Source organism: Candidatus Binatia bacterium (genome assembly GCA_035631035.1).
GTDB lineage: Bacteria > Eisenbacteria > RBG-16-71-46 > SZUA-252 > SZUA-252 > DASQJL01.
In genome coordinates, this window is sequence record DASQJL010000073.1 from 1 (window position 1) to 18,294 (window position 18,294).

At 70.0% G+C, this 18,294-nt stretch carries 10 protein-coding genes; 7 read left to right on the forward strand and 3 right to left on the reverse strand.

Going from position 1 to position 18,294, the window contains the following annotated elements:
- The 6 genes from VE326_07810 to VE326_07835 form a co-directional block, all read left to right on the forward strand.
- Positions 1–340, forward strand: a 340-nt coding sequence (locus tag VE326_07810; protein HYJ33108.1) for a hypothetical protein, incomplete at its 5' end; no start/stop codon positions are given.
- A 10-nt stretch (positions 341–350) separates the two neighbouring features.
- Positions 351–1,832 carry a hypothetical protein gene (locus tag VE326_07815; GenBank protein HYJ33109.1) on the forward strand — a complete coding sequence of 494 codons (1,482 nt, stop codon included), beginning with the start codon at positions 351–353 and terminating at the stop codon, positions 1,830–1,832.
- Positions 1,833–1,849: 17 nt separating this feature from the next.
- Complete coding sequence (locus tag VE326_07820) at positions 1,850–3,340, forward strand: hypothetical protein (protein HYJ33110.1); 1,491 nt, start codon at positions 1,850–1,852, stop codon at positions 3,338–3,340.
- A gap of 31 nt (positions 3,341–3,371) precedes the next feature.
- A complete protein-coding gene (locus tag VE326_07825) occupies positions 3,372–7,397 on the forward strand; it encodes a CARDB domain-containing protein (GenBank protein HYJ33111.1) in 4,026 nt (1,341 codons plus the stop codon).
- A gap of 16 nt (positions 7,398–7,413) precedes the next feature.
- Entirely contained in the window at positions 7,414–10,461 is a 3,048-nt protein-coding gene (locus VE326_07830; protein ID HYJ33112.1) for a hypothetical protein, read from the forward strand.
- A gap of 157 nt (positions 10,462–10,618) precedes the next feature.
- A complete protein-coding gene (locus tag VE326_07835; protein HYJ33113.1) occupies positions 10,619–11,764 on the forward strand; it encodes a DegT/DnrJ/EryC1/StrS family aminotransferase in 1,146 nt (381 codons plus the stop codon).
- A gap of 1 nt (position 11,765) precedes the next feature.
- On the opposite strand, the gene wecB is transcribed toward VE326_07835, so the two are convergent.
- A complete protein-coding gene (gene wecB, locus VE326_07840) occupies positions 11,766–12,866 on the reverse strand; it encodes a UDP-N-acetylglucosamine 2-epimerase (non-hydrolyzing) (GenBank protein HYJ33114.1) in 1,101 nt (366 codons plus the stop codon).
- Positions 12,867–12,981: 115 nt separating this feature from the next.
- On the opposite strand from wecB, the gene VE326_07845 reads away from it, so the two are divergent.
- Positions 12,982–15,261, forward strand: a complete 2,280-nt coding sequence (locus tag VE326_07845) for a protein kinase (GenBank protein HYJ33115.1) — start codon at positions 12,982–12,984, stop codon at positions 15,259–15,261.
- Positions 15,262–15,264: 3 nt separating this feature from the next.
- Here VE326_07845 and VE326_07850 read toward each other — a convergent pair whose 3' ends face one another.
- Both VE326_07850 and VE326_07855 read right to left on the reverse strand, forming a co-directional pair.
- On the reverse strand, positions 15,265–16,995 hold the full coding sequence (locus VE326_07850; protein HYJ33116.1) for an ATP-binding protein: 1,731 nt from the start codon (positions 16,993–16,995) through the stop codon (positions 15,265–15,267).
- A 34-nt stretch (positions 16,996–17,029) separates the two neighbouring features.
- Positions 17,030–18,283, reverse strand: coding sequence for a sensor domain-containing diguanylate cyclase (locus tag VE326_07855; protein HYJ33117.1), 1,254 nt, complete (start codon positions 18,281–18,283; stop codon positions 17,030–17,032).
- Between the last annotated feature and the right edge of the window lie 11 nt (positions 18,284–18,294).

An 18,294-nucleotide genomic window follows, 5' to 3' on the forward strand; every position in this document is an offset into this window, starting at 1 on the left:
GTGGAAGGCGGCGAACGCGGGGGCGATCAACCTGGCGCCGCCCTTCCAGAAGCACAGCGTGGATCTGCAGGCCGATCCGGACGCCATCACCCAGGCGGGGGTGCGCTCCATCACCGTGAAGATCTTCTACAACCTGGGCGACACCGAGCAGGTGAAGCAGGTGACGCTGAACGCTTCCAAGGGGCAGCTCTCCGACAAGATCGACTTCATCCTGCCCTCGGACAAGGCCAACTACGACTACCAGATCGACTGGCGCCTGAAGGGCAACAAGACCGTCTCGTCGGGCCGGAAGAGCGCGAGCGACGCGATCCTCTTCGTCGACGAAGTCCCCGCGGGTTGAGGAGGAAGCCATGAGACGAACCACGATGTTTCGCATCGCGGCGCCGCTCTTCACCGCGGCGCTCCTCCTGGCGGCGGCCGCGGCCAGCGCCCAGACCGACCGGGACTATCTCAAGAACAAGCTCTCGTTCCGCTACGTGGGCTCGCCGAACAACATCTCGAGCGCGGTCGAGGTGCTGGACAACGCGGCCGTGGCCTCGGGCACCGAGAGTGGAACCTTCTGGGCCTCCCCTGCCGTGAGCGGACTTCAGGGCATGGTGCGCAAGCTGCTGAAGGCGCCGGGACAGGGTGGCGACGCCAATCTCCAGTACGTGGTCGCCAAGACGGTCAAGATCCAGGACCGCCCGGTCATGATCCTCATGGTGAATGACGTTACGGCGCCTCTGTCCGCGGACGCCATGAACCACTGGGACGCCTGCGACGACGGCGCCGGCCACGCGTGGCCGTGCGCCTCGAACGCCTCCACCACCGACGACCAGCGGCAGCAGTGCGCCGAGTCGCGCCACGAGACGCCACCGGCCCGGCTGGACGCGACGTGGGCGGGCCAGATGACGCTGGGCCAGGCGGCATTCAACGGCGGCACCGCGGGGAGCGCCACCGGCACCTTCGTGCACGAGCTGGTGCACACGCAGGACCGCTCCGACCGCCGCGCGCACATGTTCACGATCAGCCGGCACTCGTACCACTACGGCTCGGACGGCACCCACTACGACATCGAGGCGGTCCCGAACCTGGCGTCGACGTACCAGGAAGGGATCGCGAATGCGGTCATGATGACGGTGGACGCGAACGAGGCCCAGCGCCTGTTCAACTGGTTCGCGAACAACGACGTCATGATGGTCGAGAAGAACGTCCCCGTGCCCCCGGGCACCGGAGCGGGCGCGGCGCCCTGCTGGACGGTGGTCACGACGCCCTCGGCCGACATCTGGCTCTACAACCAGCTCACGGCGGCCCACGTCCGGGAAGTGCAGCGCACGCCCAATCCGTATCCCAACTACGCCTACTTCCGCATCCGCGACCTGCCGCCGCGGTTCATCGTGCACAACGAGAACATCATCGCGCTCGTCTTCTCCGAGTACGCCCGGCACCTGGGGCTGCAGAAGTTCATGGACGCGCTGAAGACGAACGACCGGACGATCTTCCGCGTCTCCACGAGCCCGATTGCCCAGCTCTACAACACCCTCTGCCGCGCCGGCCTCGAGGGGCGCCCGATCTCGGCGGTGACCGGCGTGAACGAGGCGGGGCCCAAGCCGTACCTGATCCCGCTGGCCTACGCCGATTACTTCACCGCCTACCGCTCCCAGTCCAAGGCCGACTACAAGTCGATCTTCGAGGACATGCTGCCCCAGGAGTGGATCGATCTCTACTGGGACGGCTACAAGGATACCGTTCGGAGCGCGGTGCCGATCGACGCGACCCACACGCCCCAGTTCACGAACCTGACCGACATCTCGATCGCGCTCGGGGTGAACCAGTCGACCGCGGAACATTGAGCGAGGAAACCACCTTCATGACTTCCCTGTTCTCTTCCCGCCGCATCCTTCTCGCGGCCGCGCTCGCGACGGTCCTGGGCCCCTGGGGCCCGGGACGCGCGGCGGCCGGCGAGACCGAGCGGACGTATCTCCGGACCAAGCTCGTCTTCTACTACGTGGACACGCCGAACAGCGTCGCGCAGCTCCCGCAGATCCTGGACAACGCCGCGATCGCGAACGGCACCCAGACCGGCACGTTCTGGACGAGCACGAAGGTGCCCGGCCTGCAGCGGCTGGTGCGGGGACTGTTGCAGGAGCCCGGCAAGGGGGGGAACGACTATCTCCAGCTGCTCACCTCGTGGATCGTCAAGGTCCTCGACAAGCCGGTCATGCTGACCCTGGTGAACGACGTGGACGCGCCGCTCTCGAGCCAGGCGATGGAGCGGTGGGACGCCTGCGATGACGGGAGCGGGCATGCGTGGCCGTGCGCCTCGAACATGGCGAGCCAGGACGACTGGCGCGCCCAGTGCGCCAAGAAGGAGGGGAAATCCGCTCCGGAGCGCCGCGACTTCTGGGCCGGCCAGATGACCCTGGGGCAGACGGTGTTCAGCAGCGGCTCCGGCGGCGACCCGATGGCGACCTTCATTCACGAGCTGGTCCACACGCAGGACCGGTCGGACCGCCAGGACGTCCGCTTCTGGCTGAGCAGCAAGTGGTACAACTACGGCTCCGACGGCAAGCACTACACCGTCGAAGCGGTGCCGAACCTGCGCGCCACCTACCAGGAGGGCATCGCGAACACGATGGCGCTGTTCATCGACAACGACCGGCGCAAGAAGATGTTCGACTGGTTCGCCAACAACGACATGGTCATCGTCGAGAAGGCGATCCCCACCCAGACCGTGTATCTCAACACGCACCCCTGCGCGAACAGCGTCTGGGAGTTCCCCTCCCAGGACATCTGGCTCTACAACCAGCTCAAGGCCTCGGGGGCGACGGAGATCACGACCAACCCGATCCCGGGCTACGCCCAGTTCCAGATCCGCAGCATCCCGCCGAAATTCATCGTCCACAACGAGTACATCATCTCGATGACCTTCTCGGAGTACGCCTGGCACCTGGGCCTGGGCAAGTTCCTGAAGGCGCTGAAGACCAACGACGCCATGCTCTTCCGCACGCCCAACAGCCCCATCGCCAAGCTGTACGAAACCCTCTGCACGATGGGACTCGAGGGGCGCCCGCTCTCGTCGGTCCAGAACGTGAACGAGGCGGGGCCCAAGCCGTATCTCATCCCGCTCGCGTACGCCGATTTCTTCACCAGCTACCAGTCCAGGACCAAGGCGGACTACGCCACGATCTTCGAGAACAAGCTGCCGCAGGCATGGGTGGACATGTACTGGGACGGCTACAAGGACGCGGTCCGGTCCGCGGCGGTCATCGACGCCACGCACAAACCGCGGTTCGACCAGCTGACCGATATCGCCATGGCGCTGGGCGTCAATCAATCGGTGGCCGACGAGGCCCCGTGACCCGACCGCCGCACCTCTGGAGGAGTCGATCATGAAAGCGGTACCGACCGGGCGCGCGCTCGCCGCGCTCCTTCTGCTGTCGTTCGCGGCTTCGGGCGGCGGATTCCGAAGCGCACGAGCCGAGGACGCCCCCGCGGCACCGCCGGCGGCAGCCGGAGACGCGTCGTCGGCCTCTCCCGTCAGCGCCACCGGGCTCCTCCCCATCTTCGGCGTCGCGGTCGATTTCGACGCGCTCCCGAACAACGCCAAGCCCGACGACGCCGTCGCCGCGCTGCAGAAGCTGTGGGACGGCCGGCTCAAAGACTCCGGCTTCAACGTGGTCCAGTTCCCCGTGGACGCGCGGGAGCTGGGCGACAAGGGAGCGGCGCGGCTGGCCAAGCTCTGCGGGTGGGCCAAGACGAACAACGTGCGGCTCGCGCCGGCGCTCCTGGGCGCTTCGCCCGGCGAGGCGCTCCCGGCGGACTATCCCGACAAGGTCGGGGCGTTCGCGACGAAGACGATCGAGCTGGTCGGAAAGGGCGATCCCGCCGCGTACGCGCAGATCATGTTCTACCAGCTGGAGCGGCCGCTGAACCACCCGGGCAACCACGGCCCGATGGACGCATCGCAGGCGGCGTCGCTGCTCGCGAACACCGTGACGAAGCTGCACGCGGCGGAGCAGGCGGCGCTGGCCGGCTCGTCGCTTCAGGCCACGCCCGTCCTCGCCGGCGTGTCGTTCGACTACGAGCTGATCAAGGTCGGCGCGATCGCGAACGTTCCGATCACCGACGAGACCTATCAGCAGGCGTACGCCTCGGCGCACGACTACCTGGCCGCGGTGCTGGGCGCCGCCCCGGTGGACGTCGTAGGGCTGGAGTGGTTCCCGGGGAGCTTGAGCTCGGACGGCGTGGACCGCTTCCCCGATCTGATCGGCAAGCTGCAGACCGATTTTCCCGGGAAGCTCCTTATCGTGAACACCGGCTACTCCACGGCGGCGAAGGGCGAGGCCGACCAGACGCGGTACTACACGCAGACCTTCAACAACCTGAGCGATCTCCGCACGAATCAGGGCGTCGAGTCCTCCTTCGCGGGGATCCTCTGGCGCACCGCCATGGACCGGCCGGGCGGTGAGCCCGCGCCCCCCTCGTCCAAGACCCTCGACGAGATGGCCTCGTGGAACTGGCAGGACCGGGCCGCCGAGCTGACGCGCATGTGGAACGAGCCGGGGTCGGACTCGAAGGAGATGCGCTGGTGGGTCGGGCGCGTGGAGAGCCGGTTCGGGCTGGTGGGCTCGAGCAAGGACGCCTCGAAACCGGGGATGCCCAAGGCCGCGTGCGCGCTCCTCGCCCATCTCAAGACGTCGCTCGCCGCGGCGGCGATGAGCACCGGGGCGGGCCAGATCGCGGAGGAGCTGACGGCGGCCGCCTCGGGGCCGGGCGGGACCAAGGGGCTGGTCGGTGCGGTCAAGGACAAGCTGCAGGCCGCGCTCTTCGGAATGCTCGACGTTTGGGTGGCGAAGACGGCGGAGAACCTCGTGAGCGGCGGCGGCGGTGGCGGTGGTGACGGAGGCGGAGGCGGTGGAGGCGGTGGCGGTGGCGGAGCGCCGCCTCCCCCGCCGCCCGCGCCGACCAACACCGCCGACATCTACATCGCCGGCGCGTCGGTGGACAGCGAGATCAAGGCCGGATCGCCGGTCTCGATCTCGGTCACGGTCGGAAACGGCGGCCCGGCGACCGCGACCGGCGTCTCGCTCTACCTGAAGCAGAACAACGGCACGAGCGACCTCACGCAGTCGACGCCGACCTCGATCACGTCGGGCTCCTCGCAGGTGGTCACCCTCAACTGGACGCCGGACCACCCGGGGAACTATCCGCACGTCACCGTCGAAGCCTACTGCGACAACGATTCGCAGCTCGCCAACAACAAGACCGATCCCGTGGACATGGACGCGGCCCCCGGCGGTGGAGGTGGGGGCGGCGGCGGAGGAGGCGGAGGCGGGCTCGGCGGCGGGGGCCTGGGCGGCAAGCTCGGCGGCAAGTACGGTGGCGTCGTGCAGCTCGATCCCAAGGTTCTCGGCGGGGTGAAGGGGAACCTCGTCACGAAGACCGATCCCGGCTTCATCCACATCGAGGCGGTGCGCGGCATCAGCCCGATGCCGATGATGAGCACGATGTCGGCGCCGGGAGCGGGCGGCGGCGCTCCCATGGCGATGCGGATGAGCACCGGGACGGGTGGCGGCACCGCGAAGGCCGGCGGCGGCGTCACCGTGCTCGGCGGCTCGGGCGGAACCGGCGGCACGGGCGGGACCGGCGGCACGGGCGGCGGCACCGAGACCAGGGCCTACCGCATGGAAGCGGCGCCAAGCGGGCCGCAGCCGATCGCGCTCGCCTTCACCGTGACGAATCCCTTCGACCACACGTTCACCTCGGTCAAGGGGACGCTCAAGATCCAGGACAAGGTCATCGCGACCAAGGACCTCGGGGTCCTCTTCCCGCGGCAGCGCCGCACCGTCTCCTTCGCGCAGTGGACGCCGCCGAAGACGGGCACCTTCCCGGTTCGGATCGATCTCGCGGGCCTCGGGCCGGGCGGAAAGCCTCTCACCGCCTCGGCCATGGACCAGCTCACGGTCAACCCCGGCGGCGCCGCCGCACCCCCCGCGGGCGCGGCCACCCGCATGGTGATCGGCGGGAAGCCCGGCGCCACGGGCGGCGCGCCCGGGGGTGCCGTGCCGGTCGCGATGACGCGCGGTCCCGGCACCCTGACGCAGACGCGGCTCCTCACGCCGCTCGTCATGGCGCCCGTAGCGCCGGCGATGGCCGGCCCCGCGACGCGCTCCCTCTACCTCGCTCCGGGCGGAACGCGCGCCATCGGCGGGATGACCACCTCGATCCTGGGGCTCACGCCCAACAGCGTCCTGCTCGCGCCCTTCCCCGTCCAGGCCGGCAACGACGTCGCGGTCACGATCCGCCTCTTCAACACCGAGCGCGCGGCGGCGAAGAGAGTGAAGGTCGAAGCCTACGTGGACGGCGACAAGCTGGGGGAGACCACCCTGGACGTGCCCGTCGCGCGGGCCGTCATCGCAAGCGGCTTCCCCACGTGGAAAGCGAAGCCGGGACGCCACGAAGTGCGCGCCGTCGTCACCGCCGGCGACCGGAGCGGGGCCGCCTCCAAGCCGGTCGACGTGCGGCCCCCCAATGGCGTCGGGGCGGGTGGCGTCGCGATGCTCATGGGACGGGGCGCGTTCTCGCTCTCGACCCTGCAGATGACCACCGCCGACGTCCGGCTGAATCCTCTGGCCCCAGCCGCCGGAAACGCCGTGGACGTGTCGGTCCGCGTGCAGAACGCGGGCGCCGCGGACGTGAAAGGGGTCCGCGTGGAGCTCTTCGCCGACGGCACGCGCCTGGGCGAGGTGTCGGGGAACATCGCGGCCGGGAAGGATTTCGTCTTCAGCGGCTTCCCCAAGTGGACGGCCGCCTCGGGCGCGCACAAGCTGCTCCTCCGCGCGAACGCGGGCGGACGGATCGTGGAGGCGACGCGGGACGTCGCCGTGGGCGCGGCGATCATGCTGGCCAAGCCGCTCCTGACCACCACGACGCTCATCACCCCCTCAACGCAGACCGCCCCGCCGACCCTGCAGACCCCGACGGTGGGACTCCGCACCACCGCGGTCAGCGGCATGACGATGATGATGGTGGCGAATCCGGATCTGCAGATCGGGCCGGGGGACATCGCGTTCCTGCCGATCTCGCCCAAGGCGGGCGACCCGCTCACCATCAACATCACGGTCCGGAACGTGGGCACCGGCGCCGCGAACAATGCCACGGTGCGCGCCATTCTCCAGGCGGACGGCGCCGAGGCGACCCGCCGCGAGTTCCCCGTCAACCTGGCGGCCTCCGGCATGACCAGCCTTTCCTGGCCGGTGACCACGCCGGGCGGGAAGATGCTGACCGCGGTGGTCACCGCGATCGTGGCGAACGATGCGCGGGCGGACAACAACCAGGCACAGGCCACGACGTCGGTGGCGATCGTTCTTCAGCGGCAGATCAGCCCGATGATCCTGCAAGTTCAGCCCAAGTAAAGGGGAGGTCCAACGCATGTCTCGTGTCGCGCGCGCCGGGCGGAACGCCTCGGCCTGGCTCAGCGGTCTCGTTCTCGTCGCGTCGCTCGCGCCGTCCGCCCTCGCCCAGAGCCTGGGAGGGATCAGCGGTACGATGAGCGCGGGCCTGGCGTCCGCCTACCCCGCCGATTGGCAGCGGACGAACACGTTCGCCTCGATGCAGCTCACCAACAGCACGCAGGAAGTGGTCACCGCGGACATCAAGGTCACGCTGGTCCGGAACGGAACCGAGGTCGCGGCGACGCCGCCGGTCCAGCGCCTGTACCCGGTCGGCGGCTTCTTCGTCCCCACGCCCGAGGTCACGACGTGGCAGTCGCTGCGTTTCGGCGGCAAGGTGGGCGAGGCGGTGGATCTCACGGGACGGCTCCCGGACGGCGTCTACACCGTCTGCGTCGACATCTCGAACGTGCGGGGGACCTCCTCGGGCGCGCAGTACACCGGATTCTCCCAGTGCGCCACGTTCTTCTCCTTCTTCCCCAAGCCGCCCCAGCTCGTCGCGCCGGGTGACGGCGGCCTGGTCTCGACGCCGTCGCCGGTCTTCCAGTGGACCCCCGTGCTCTCCAACCTGGGCGGCCGCCTGCCCCACTTCTTCCGCCTGGTCGAGGTCTATCCGGGCCAGACGCCGGAGCGCGCGATCGAGGCGAACCGCGCCATCTTCGAGCAGGTGTTCGGGACCAACATGCCCGGCGGGGACCAGAGCAGCTTCACCTATCCCGCGTTCGCGCCCTTTCTGCTGAACGGTCACCGGTACGCATGGCGCGTCCAGGCGCTCCTCACGGTCGGAACGAGCGGCTCGGGCGGGTTGGGCACCACCCTGGCCGCCAAGCCCGGCGCCTCGTTCACGCAGTTCAACGCCCGTCCGCTCGGGGAAAACGAGGGGCGCAGCAAGGTCTACACCTTCACCTGGAGCTCCGATCCGATGGCGGCCGCGAAGGGCGCGCCCTCCGATCTCGCGCCCGTGGGCGAGGAGTCGCGCATGGGCAACGTCTGGAGCCCGCCCAACGGCGGCGCCGTCAGCCGCTACTCGGAGACCGGATCCGGCCAGGACGACGGCGGGATCTCGGCCGGACAGGCCGGCATGGAGGAGGGCGCCGCCGAGGGGAGCAACTTCGCCGACCGGCTCGCGCGCGTCATGGCCTCGCTCTGGAAGCAGGGCCCGGGCGCCGCGTCCGCGGTGGCGCGCGCGGGAGGCAAGGGTGCGATGGTGCCGCCGTCGGCTCCGTCGAGCGGCGTGGCGATCGCGGCCTCGCGGACCGGCTCCGGCGCCTCGGCTTCCGGCATCGGCTCCGGCGCCTCGACTTCGGGCACCGGCTCCGGCGTCGCGGCCTCGCGCACCACGCCGTCGTCCTCCGACTCGAGGCTCGCGGCCGCGCCCGATCCGGGATCCGACGCGCAGCCGGCCACCACGACCGAGACCGGCGCCGCCGCCGACAGCACCGCGCAGGCCGCGGTCGCGCCGCCGCCCCCGCCGCCGGCGGCTCCTCCCTCGAGCGACAGCCCGGGCCTGGGGCCCGGATGGGCGCGGCTTCACGGCACCGCCTCCCTCTCGGGCGAGGCCTACAGCAGCGACGGCCTGGCCACGCCGAACCGTCCCGACCGCAGCTCGCGGGTGGTGACGGGGCTCTCGGTCGGGGTCATGAAGGACCAGATGCGGATCCCGGTGTCGGCCCTCTTCTCCGACGACCAGGTCGCGTTCCGGCAGAACATCAACCAGGTCGCGGTCGCGCCGCGCTTCCGCTGGGCGGGGGTCACCGCGGGCAACTTCTCGCCGCAGTTCTCCAGCTACACGATGGCCGACGCGACGATCCTGGGCGGCGGTCTCGAGCTGGCCCCCAAGCAGTGGCACATCGGGGTGGTGAGCGGCCGCGCGCGCAAGGCGATCACGCAGACCTCGGTGCTCGGCATCGTCCCGCAGTTCGCGCGCAACATGACCGCGGGGCGGATCGGCTATGGCAACCCACTCGCCAATTCGGTCGAGTTCTCGATCCTGCACGCGACCGACGATCCCCACTCGATCGCGGGCGCGGAGAGCACGCTGACGCTCACACCCGAGGGCAACACGGTCTACTCGGTCAAGGCCCAGGGGCTGCTCCCGACGCGCCATCTCCGGGCGGTGGTCGAGACGGCGCTCTCCCGCTATGACCGGGATCGCCGCGCCGACGCCTCCTCGGTGGACGGCCGCGCGCTCGGCCTCCAGCTGTTCCACGAGACCGGCCTCACGCGGGTCGGCGTGAAGGCCGAGTACTTGAACGGCGGCTTCATGACGCTCGGAAACTCCGGCATCACGGGGGACCGCGTGGACGTGGGGTTGAACGCGCACGTCGCGCTCCTCCAGGGCAAGGTGAACCTGGACGGCATGGCTGGGGTGCGGAACGACGCGGTGAGCGAGGCGCTGGCCGCCGAGACGCGGCGGCGCAACTACGGCCTGAACGGCTCCTGGCAGCCGGGCCCCCGCTTCGGGGCCGACGCGCAGATGGCGATCTACTCGAACGAGTCGGACGCCACCGACTCGCTCTTCCTCGGCAACAGCAACACGACGCGCGTCTACTCGGTGGCGCCTCACACCGCCTGGACGGTGGGGCGCATCCAGAACTCCTTCACCTGCTCGGCCACGATGCAGAAGTCGGAGAACGGCGGCGTGATCGCGGACACGAAGAGCCTCACCCTGCTCGGGAACTGGGCGGCCCAGGTCGGCGCCCCCCTCTCGATCAACCTGACCGGCAGCTACACCAAGACCGACTTCGAGATCGCGGTGAGCGAGCTGAGCGCGTTCGGACCCGGATTCACCCTCGCGGCCTTCCGCGCGAAGCTCCTGACCAACGCGCAGCTCCAGGTGACCCGGACGCGCACGGGGAACGCGGGCACCGACACCGACCTCACGCCCCGACTGGAGATGCGCTGGGAGTTCGCGCCGCGCCAGGCGCTGGTGCTGCGCGGCAATTTCCGGCGGTTCCAGTACGCGGTGCCGGGTACGCCCGAGTTCAACGAGCGGATCGCGAGCCTGGAGTACGTCACGAATCTATAACCCGCCGGCTTCAGCCGGCGGAAGGCGGGGCGGGGGGCCAAGCCTCCCGCCCGTTTCCTTGTCTACCGGCCTCTTTCTCGCCACGCGGCGCGAGCCTCCGTCTCCCCACGCGGCGCGAGCCTCGGCCCCGCCACGCGGTTTGTGGTACCGTCCCTCGATGCCCGATCCCATCCCGTTCCACCGACCCTCGATCACCGACGCCGAGGTCGACGCGGTCACCGCGACCCTGCGCTCCGGGTGGCTCACGACGGGGCCGCGCGTGCGCGACCTGGAGCAGATGGTCGCGGACTACGTCGGGATGCCTCACGCCGTGGCGCTCTCCTCCTGCACCGCGGCGCTCCACCTGGCGCTGATCGCGGCGGGGGTCGGCCCCGGCGACGAGGTGGTCACCTCCCCCTACACGTTCGTGTCCACCGGCGAGACGATCCTCTACCTGGGCGCCAGGCCGGTCTTCGTGGACGTGGAGCGCGCGACCAAGAACCTGAATCCCAAGCTCGTGGCCTCCGCGATCACGCTGAAGACCCGCGCCATCGTGTCGGTCTCGATCGCGGGGCACCCCTGCCGCGCGCACGAGATCGCCGCCGAGGCGAAGCGCCACGCGATCCCCGTCATCGAGGACGCCGCGCACTCGCTCACCGCCCGGATCGGCGACCAGCCGGTCGGGCGCCAGGCGGACATGACCTGCTTTTCGTTCTACGCGACGAAGGGGGTGACCGCGGGAGAGGGAGGCATGGTCGTCACCGAGCGCGCGGAGTGGGCCGACCGCGTCCGGCGGCTTTCCTTGCACGGGCTCTCGGCGGCGGCGTGGTCGCGCTACGACAAGGGCGGCTGGTGGGACTACGACGTTGTCGAGCTCGGCTACAAGTACAACCTGACCGACGTGCAGGCCGCGCTGGCGCTGGCGCAGATGCGCCGGGCCGACGCCATGCGCGCTCGCCGCGAGGCGATCGCGGCGCGCTACACGGAGGCCCTCGACGGGATCCGCGGCCTGACGACCCCGGCGGTCCTGCCCGGCGTGCGGCACGCGTGGCACCTCTACCAGATCGAGGTGGTGGAGGGCGGTCGCACCGACCGGAACGCGCTGGCGCTCGCGCTGCGCGAGGACGGGATCGGCACGAGCGTGCACTTCAAGCCGCTCCACTGCTTCCCCTGGTACCAGGAGCGGCTGGGCGTTCGCCCGGGACAGTTCCCCGCCGCCGAGAGCTGCTATGCCGGGACCCTGTCGCTCCCGATCTGGCCCGACATGACCGACGCGCAGGTGGACCGCGTGGCCGAGCGGGTCCGGGCGCACCTGGGGGGCTGACCTACCGCAGCGCCTGCCGCAGCATCGCCACGATCCGCTCCGCGGCCTTCCCGTCCCCGTAAGGATTCGCTCCCGACGCCATCGCGGCGTAGGCCTTGGGATCGTCCAGCAGGCGCGACGCCTCGCCGACGATCTTCTCGCGATGCGGTCCCACCAGCTTCACCACCCCCGCCTCCACCGCCTCGGGGCGCTCCGTCTCGTCGCGCAGCACCAGCACCGGCTTCTTCAGCGAGGGCGCCTCTTCCTGGATCCCTCCCGAGTCGGTGAGGATCAGGTGGGACGCGGCCATCAGGTCGGAGAACGCCTTGTACTCGAGCGGCTCGATCAGGTGCACGCCCGCCGCCGACCCGAGCGCCTCGCGCGCGGGGCCCGCCACGCTCGGGTTGGGGTGGACCGGGTAGACCACGTCGACGTCGGCGTAGCGCTTCACCAGGTCGCGCACCGCGGCGAAGATCTCCTGCATCGGCGCCCCGAAATTCTCCCGCCGGTGCGCCGTCAACAGCACGAGCCGCTTGCCGCGGAGCGGAAGCGCCGGCGCGCGCGGCGGCTGCATCGCCACGACCTCGAGGAGCGCGTCGATGACCGTGTTGCCCGTGACCACGACCGAGCCCTCGGCGATCCCCTCGCGCAGGAGGTTCTCCCGCGCGCGGCGCGTCGGGGCGAAGTGGCGCGACGCGATCACCGACGTGACGCGGCGGTTGACCTCTTCGGGATAGGGATAGAGGTTGTCGTGGGTGCGGAGCCCGGCCTCCACGTGGCCGACGGGGATCTTCCGATAGAAGGCCGCGAGGGACGCGGCCATCGTGGTCGTGGTGTCGCCCTGGACCAGGAGGAGATCGGGGTTGGTTTCGGCGAGATAGCTCTCGAGCCGGGTCAGGGCGCCGACCGTGATCTCGGTGAGGGTCTGCCCCTCCCGCATGAGGTCCAGGTCGTGGTCGGGGACGATCCCGAACAGCCCCAGGACCTGGTCCAGCATCTGGCGATGCTGGGCCGTGACGCAGACGAGCGAGCGGATCCCGGGTTCGCGCGCCAGGGCCTTCAGCACCGGCGCCATCTTGATGGCCTCGGGGCGGGTCCCGAACACGCTGAGAACGGTCTTCACCGGGGCGAGTTAGCCACAGGGGTCGGTACCCGTCAACGGATTCCCGGCCTCCCGTATGCTACAGTCCCATCATGACCTACCAGCGATCCGGCAACTTCCGCCCACGGCACCTTCCATGACCTCCGTCGGCGAGAAGCTCCAGGCGGCGCTCGGAGACCGCTATCGGGTGGTGCGCGAGCTGAACCGCGGCGGCATGGGCACCGTTTTCGAGGCCGAGGACACCCGGCACCGGCGCGCGGTCGCGATCAAGGTGCTGAACCCGGAGCTGTCCGAGGTGATCGGTCCGCGCCGCTTCCAGGCCGAGATCGAGATGGCCGCGCGGCTCATGCATCCGCACATCGTGCCGCTGCACGATTCGGGATCGGGCGGCGGTCTCCTGTACTACGTGATGCCCCTCGTCACGGGCGAGTCGCTGCGCCAGCGGCTGACCCGCGAGAAGCAGCTCCCCGTGGAGGACGCGATTCGGATCGCGCGCGAGGTGGCCGACGCGCTCCAGTATGCGCATGGGCAAGGACTGGTGCACCGGGACATCAAGCCCGAGAACATCGTCCTCTCCAGCGGGCACGCGCTGGTTCTCGATTTCGGCGTGGCGCAGTCGTCCGGCTCGGGGGCCGAAGCGATGACCCGCACCCTGGCAGTTCTCGGAACGCCGCTCTACATGAGCCCCGAGCAGTCCGCCGGCGGCGCCGTGGACGCGCGGAGCGATCAGTACAGCCTGGCCTGCGTCCTCTATGAGATGCTCGCGGGGCAGCCGCCGTTCACCGGCGGGACCGCAGACAGCATCGGACTCCAGCATCGGACGCTCGAGCCTCGCGCGGTCACGGCACTCCGCGCCAGCGTGCCGCCGCCGGTCGCCGAAGCGCTCGCGCGAGCGCTGTCCAAGGCCCCCGCCGACCGCTTCCCCACGGCGGCCGCCTTCGGCGAGTCGCTGGGCGCGCTCGCCACGCCATCCCCCCTCCCGACGCCGGCCGGCTCGCGACGCGACGCGACCACGCCCGGCCGGTCTCCCGGCGGACGCGTGATGCTGGCGGTGCTTCCGCTGGAGAACATGAGCGCCGATCCGGAGCAGGAATTCTTCACGGACGGCATGACGGAGGAGCTGATCGCGCACCTGGGCCGCCTCCAGCCCAAGCGGCTCGGCGTGATCGCCCGCACCTCGGCCATGCGCTACAAGAAGACGGCGAAGAGCGTGGACGAGATCGGCCGGGAGCTGGGCGTCGATCATGTGCTGGAGGGGAGCGTGCGCCGCGCCGGGGAGCGGCTCCGCATCACGGTGCAGCTGATCCAGGTCGCCGACCAGACCCATCTCTGGGCGGAGAACTACGACCGAAAGATGGCGGACGTGTTCGACATCCAGAGCGAGGTCGCGGCGAGCGTCGCGAAGGCGCTGGAAGTGCAGCTGCTCCCCTCGGGGCGCGCGGGCGGATCGACGGGTGCGGCGGCGAATCCCGCCGCGTACGAGGCCTATCTGCGCGGCCGCTTTCATTGGAACCGGCGGACGAAGGAGGGTTTTCGTCTCGCGATCGAGGCCTTCGAGGCGGCCCTGGCCGCCGATCGGGACTACGCGCGAGCCTACGCCGGGCTGGCCGACGTGTATGTCGTGCTCCCGAACTGGGACTCGATCACCATCGCCGAAACGGGTCCCCGGGCCGAAGCCTATGCGAAGCGGGCGCTCGAGCTCGATCCCAACCTGGCCGAAGCCCATGCCTCGTATGGCGCTGTACTCTCCAACCTCCATCGGGATTACGTCGGGAGCGAGCGCGAGGAGCGCCGCGCGATCGAGCTCGATCCTTCGTATGGGATCGCCTATAGCTGGTGCGCCACGGCGCTGATGGCCCAGGGACGGATCGACGACGCCATCGTGATGAACGAGCGTGCCTGCCGGCTCGATCCCCAATCCCTGGTCGTGCTGATCAACTTCAGCGGGATGTACGCCTGGAAGCGCGATTTCGAGCTGGCCGCGGCGTATACGCTGCGCACGCTCGAGATCGAGCCCTCGCTCACGCGTTACGCGGCGTTCTTCGGCATCTACCGGGGCATGCAGGGGCGCGAGGAGGATGGGATCGCCTACCTCTCACAGTTGAGCCCGGAACAGCGCCAGGACCCGCACGTGATCGCGGCCGTGGGCTTCCTGAATGCGCGGGCGGGCCGGCCGGAGTCGGCTCGGGAAGCGCTCCGGCAGCTGGACGAGCGCGCGAAGCGCGAGCCGGTTCCACACGTCGCGATCCATTTCCTGCTCGTGGCGCTGGACGAGCGGGCGCGGCTGTACGCCTCGCTGGAGAAGCGCATCGGCGAGGGGCAGCTGACGCCCGTCACGCTGCGCTACGCGCCGACGTTCGATCCCTTCCGCAGCGACCCGGAGTTCCAGGCGCTGATGGAGCGCACGGGCGCCTGAGGATTACGGCGCGACCGGCTCCGCCGGGCGCTGCCGGGGCAACGAGAAGCTGAACGTGGAGCCCCGGCCCAGGGACGACTCCACCCAGATCTTTCCGCCGTGCTGCTCCACGATTCCCTTGGAGATGACCAGCCCCAGCCCGGTCCCGCCCGCCTTGCGCGTCGTGGAGGAGTCGAGCTGGGCGAAGCGCTGGAAGAGGCGGTTCAGGTCGCGCTGCGCGATCCCCCGCCCGTAGTCCTTCACGGAGATCGTGACGGTGGAGGAGTCGCCCGAGGCGAACACCTCGATGCGTCCCTTGTCGGGGGAGAACTTGATGGCGTTTCCGATCAGGTTCGTGGCCACCTGCCCGATGCGCATCGGGTCGGCCTCGACCGATTCCGCGCTCGGATCGATCTTCACCTCCAGCTCCAGGCCGCGGCTCGCGGCCAGGCTCCGGATGTTCTCCGCGGCCTCGACCAGCACGCGCCCCACGTCCATCCGCTCGAAGTTGAGCGAGAGGCGCGAGGATTCGAGCTTGGAGAAGTCGAGGATGTCGTTGATGAGGGAGATCAGCCGCTGGGTGTTGGCCTGGCAGATCCCGAGCAGCTCCTTCTGCGGCGCGGGCAGCTTGTGGAACCGCTCGTCCCCCAACAGCTCCAGGGAGCCGTTGATCGACGTGAGCGGCGTGCGCACCTCGTGGCTCACGACCGCGACGAATTCCGACTTCAGGCGGTCCAGCTCCTTCGTGCGCTCGTAGAGGATGGCGTTGGTGACCGCGATCGCCGCCTGGCTCGCGAGCATCTTGAGCCCCTCGGCGTCGTCGGCGGTGAACTCGTCGCCGTCGGCGAGGTTGATCGCCGTGATCGTGCCGATGACGCTCTCGTTGGAGAGGAGCGGCACGATCAGGGCGTGCTCCGCCCGGAGCGCGGCGAGCACCTCCTCGACGCCGACCGCCTCCGAGACGCCGGTCACCAGGGCCGGTTCGGCGCTCTGCACCACCTGGCCGTGGAAGCCCACACCCATCGCGTACCGGAGCTTCTGGTAACGGTCGGGCGGCACCCCGATCCCGGCGATCGCCTCGAACTCGTCGGAGCCCTGGTCGTGCAGGAAGAGGAGACAGGCCCGGGCGCCGGTGATCCGTGCCGCCTGCGCCGCGACGACGTCGCAGGTCGCCTGGAGGCTCAGGCTCAAGCTCATCGCCTTGCCCGCCTCGTACAGCGTGCCGAGGCGGTAGGTGGCGCGCTCGACCTTCCGGCGCAGGATCTCCTCGTGCTCCTGGAGCTCGGCGTTCGCCCGCTCCAGCTCCACGATGAGGCGCCGGTTCTCGAGGATCAGGTTCCGGCTCTCCAGGCCGCGCTCGATCGCCTTCGCCGTCTCCCAGAGATCGAACGGCTTGGTGATGTAGTCATAGGCGCCCTGGCGGAGGGCGTCGATCGCGGTGGTCGTCGAGGCGTAGCCGGTGATCAGGATGACAACCGTGTCCTTGTCCGCCGCCTTGGCGGCCCGCACCACCTCCAGGCCGTCCACGCCCGGAAGATTGATGTCGGTGAGGACCAGGTCGAAGCGCCCCGTCGTCACCGTGGTGATGGCGTCGTCCCCGTTGTCGCACGACACGACGTCGTACCCCTGCTGGGTCAGGAGGTCGCGGAAGATCTGGACGACCTGGTCCTCGTCGTCCACGACCAGGATGCGCGCCTTCCGCTCCGGCGTGAGATCCGCCGCGGGGAGGGGAGCGGCTACGGGCTTCGGGTTCATCGGGCTCCAGGGATCGGGTTCGTGCCGCCGCGTCTCAATGCGCCGCGGCCTCGTCGAGCGGTCCGCGCGTTCCGGCCGGGCCCGCCGCCTCGGCCACGACCCGCTTGGCCGCGAGCAGCGCCCGCTCGGCGCGGGTGTTCAGCGACCCGGAGTCCTGCGCGTCCACCGGGAACGTCGCCACGCCGATCGAAACGGTGATCTTCCGGCGGCGCGCGGTCGCCTGCTTCTCGACCAGCGTGCGCAGCCGCTCGGCGGCGATCATCGCCTCGGGGGTGTCGGTGTGCGGCAGGAGGATCCGGAATTCGTCGGCGCCGTAGCGCGACACGCAGTCGCTCCCGCGGGCCGCCCGCTTCAGCGCTTTCCCCATGTCGGACAGGACCTGGGTGGTCACCGACCCGGCGCGCTCCCGCGCGCCCGAGGCGTTCACGTCCAGGACCACGACCGACAGCTTGTGGCCGTAGCGCTTCGCCTTCCCGACCTCGCTCTCGAGCGAGCGGTCGAAGGCGCGCTTGTTGAACAGCGACGTCACCTCGTCGGTCGTGCCGAGGCGCTCCGCCTCGCGCAGCAGGACCAGGCGGATCACCATGGCCGACACCGGAAGCATCATCAGGGCGATCCGGCTCGCGCTTTCCTCGTCGAAGGCGCCCGGACGGGAATGGCTCAGGTTCACCACGCCGACCAGGTCTCCCTGGACCAGCACCGGGACCGAGAGGAAGGAGCGCACCGTCGGGGCCTCCGAGCCCCCTTCGCGATGGAGGTCGTTCAGGAGCACCGGCTTCCGCGACTGCGCGACCCACGACGAAAAGCCCGCGCCGCGGTCGAAGCGCACGTGGCCGATCAGGTCGATCCGCTCGCCCAGCGTGGCGGCCTCGACCAGCGTTCCGTTGTCCCGGTCGAGCACGAAGAGGGTGGCGTTCTCGAACGGCACCGCCCGCTGCACCTGTCCGAGCGCGGCGGCGAGGGCGTCGGCGGGCGCGGCGTTCCGCTGCGCGATGGCGCTCAGCTCCGCCAACACCTCGGCGTCGGAGACCCGCGCCTTCGCGTCGCTCCCCTTCCCCTTCCCGAGCACGGCCATGACCTTCCGGTTGATCGCGATGGCGCTCGCGAAGACGTCGGAGGAGCGCTTCTTCGCCGCCGACAGGGCGAGATCCTTCGCGAAGTGGTCGCACTCGTTCTTCTTCAAGATCCGCCGGCCCCCGAGCACCTCGAGGAGCTTCTGCTCCGACCGGATGAACCGCTCCGTCGCCTCGACCAGCCGCTTCGACCCCGCGCCGTTCCGCTGCTTCATGGCTTCCTCCC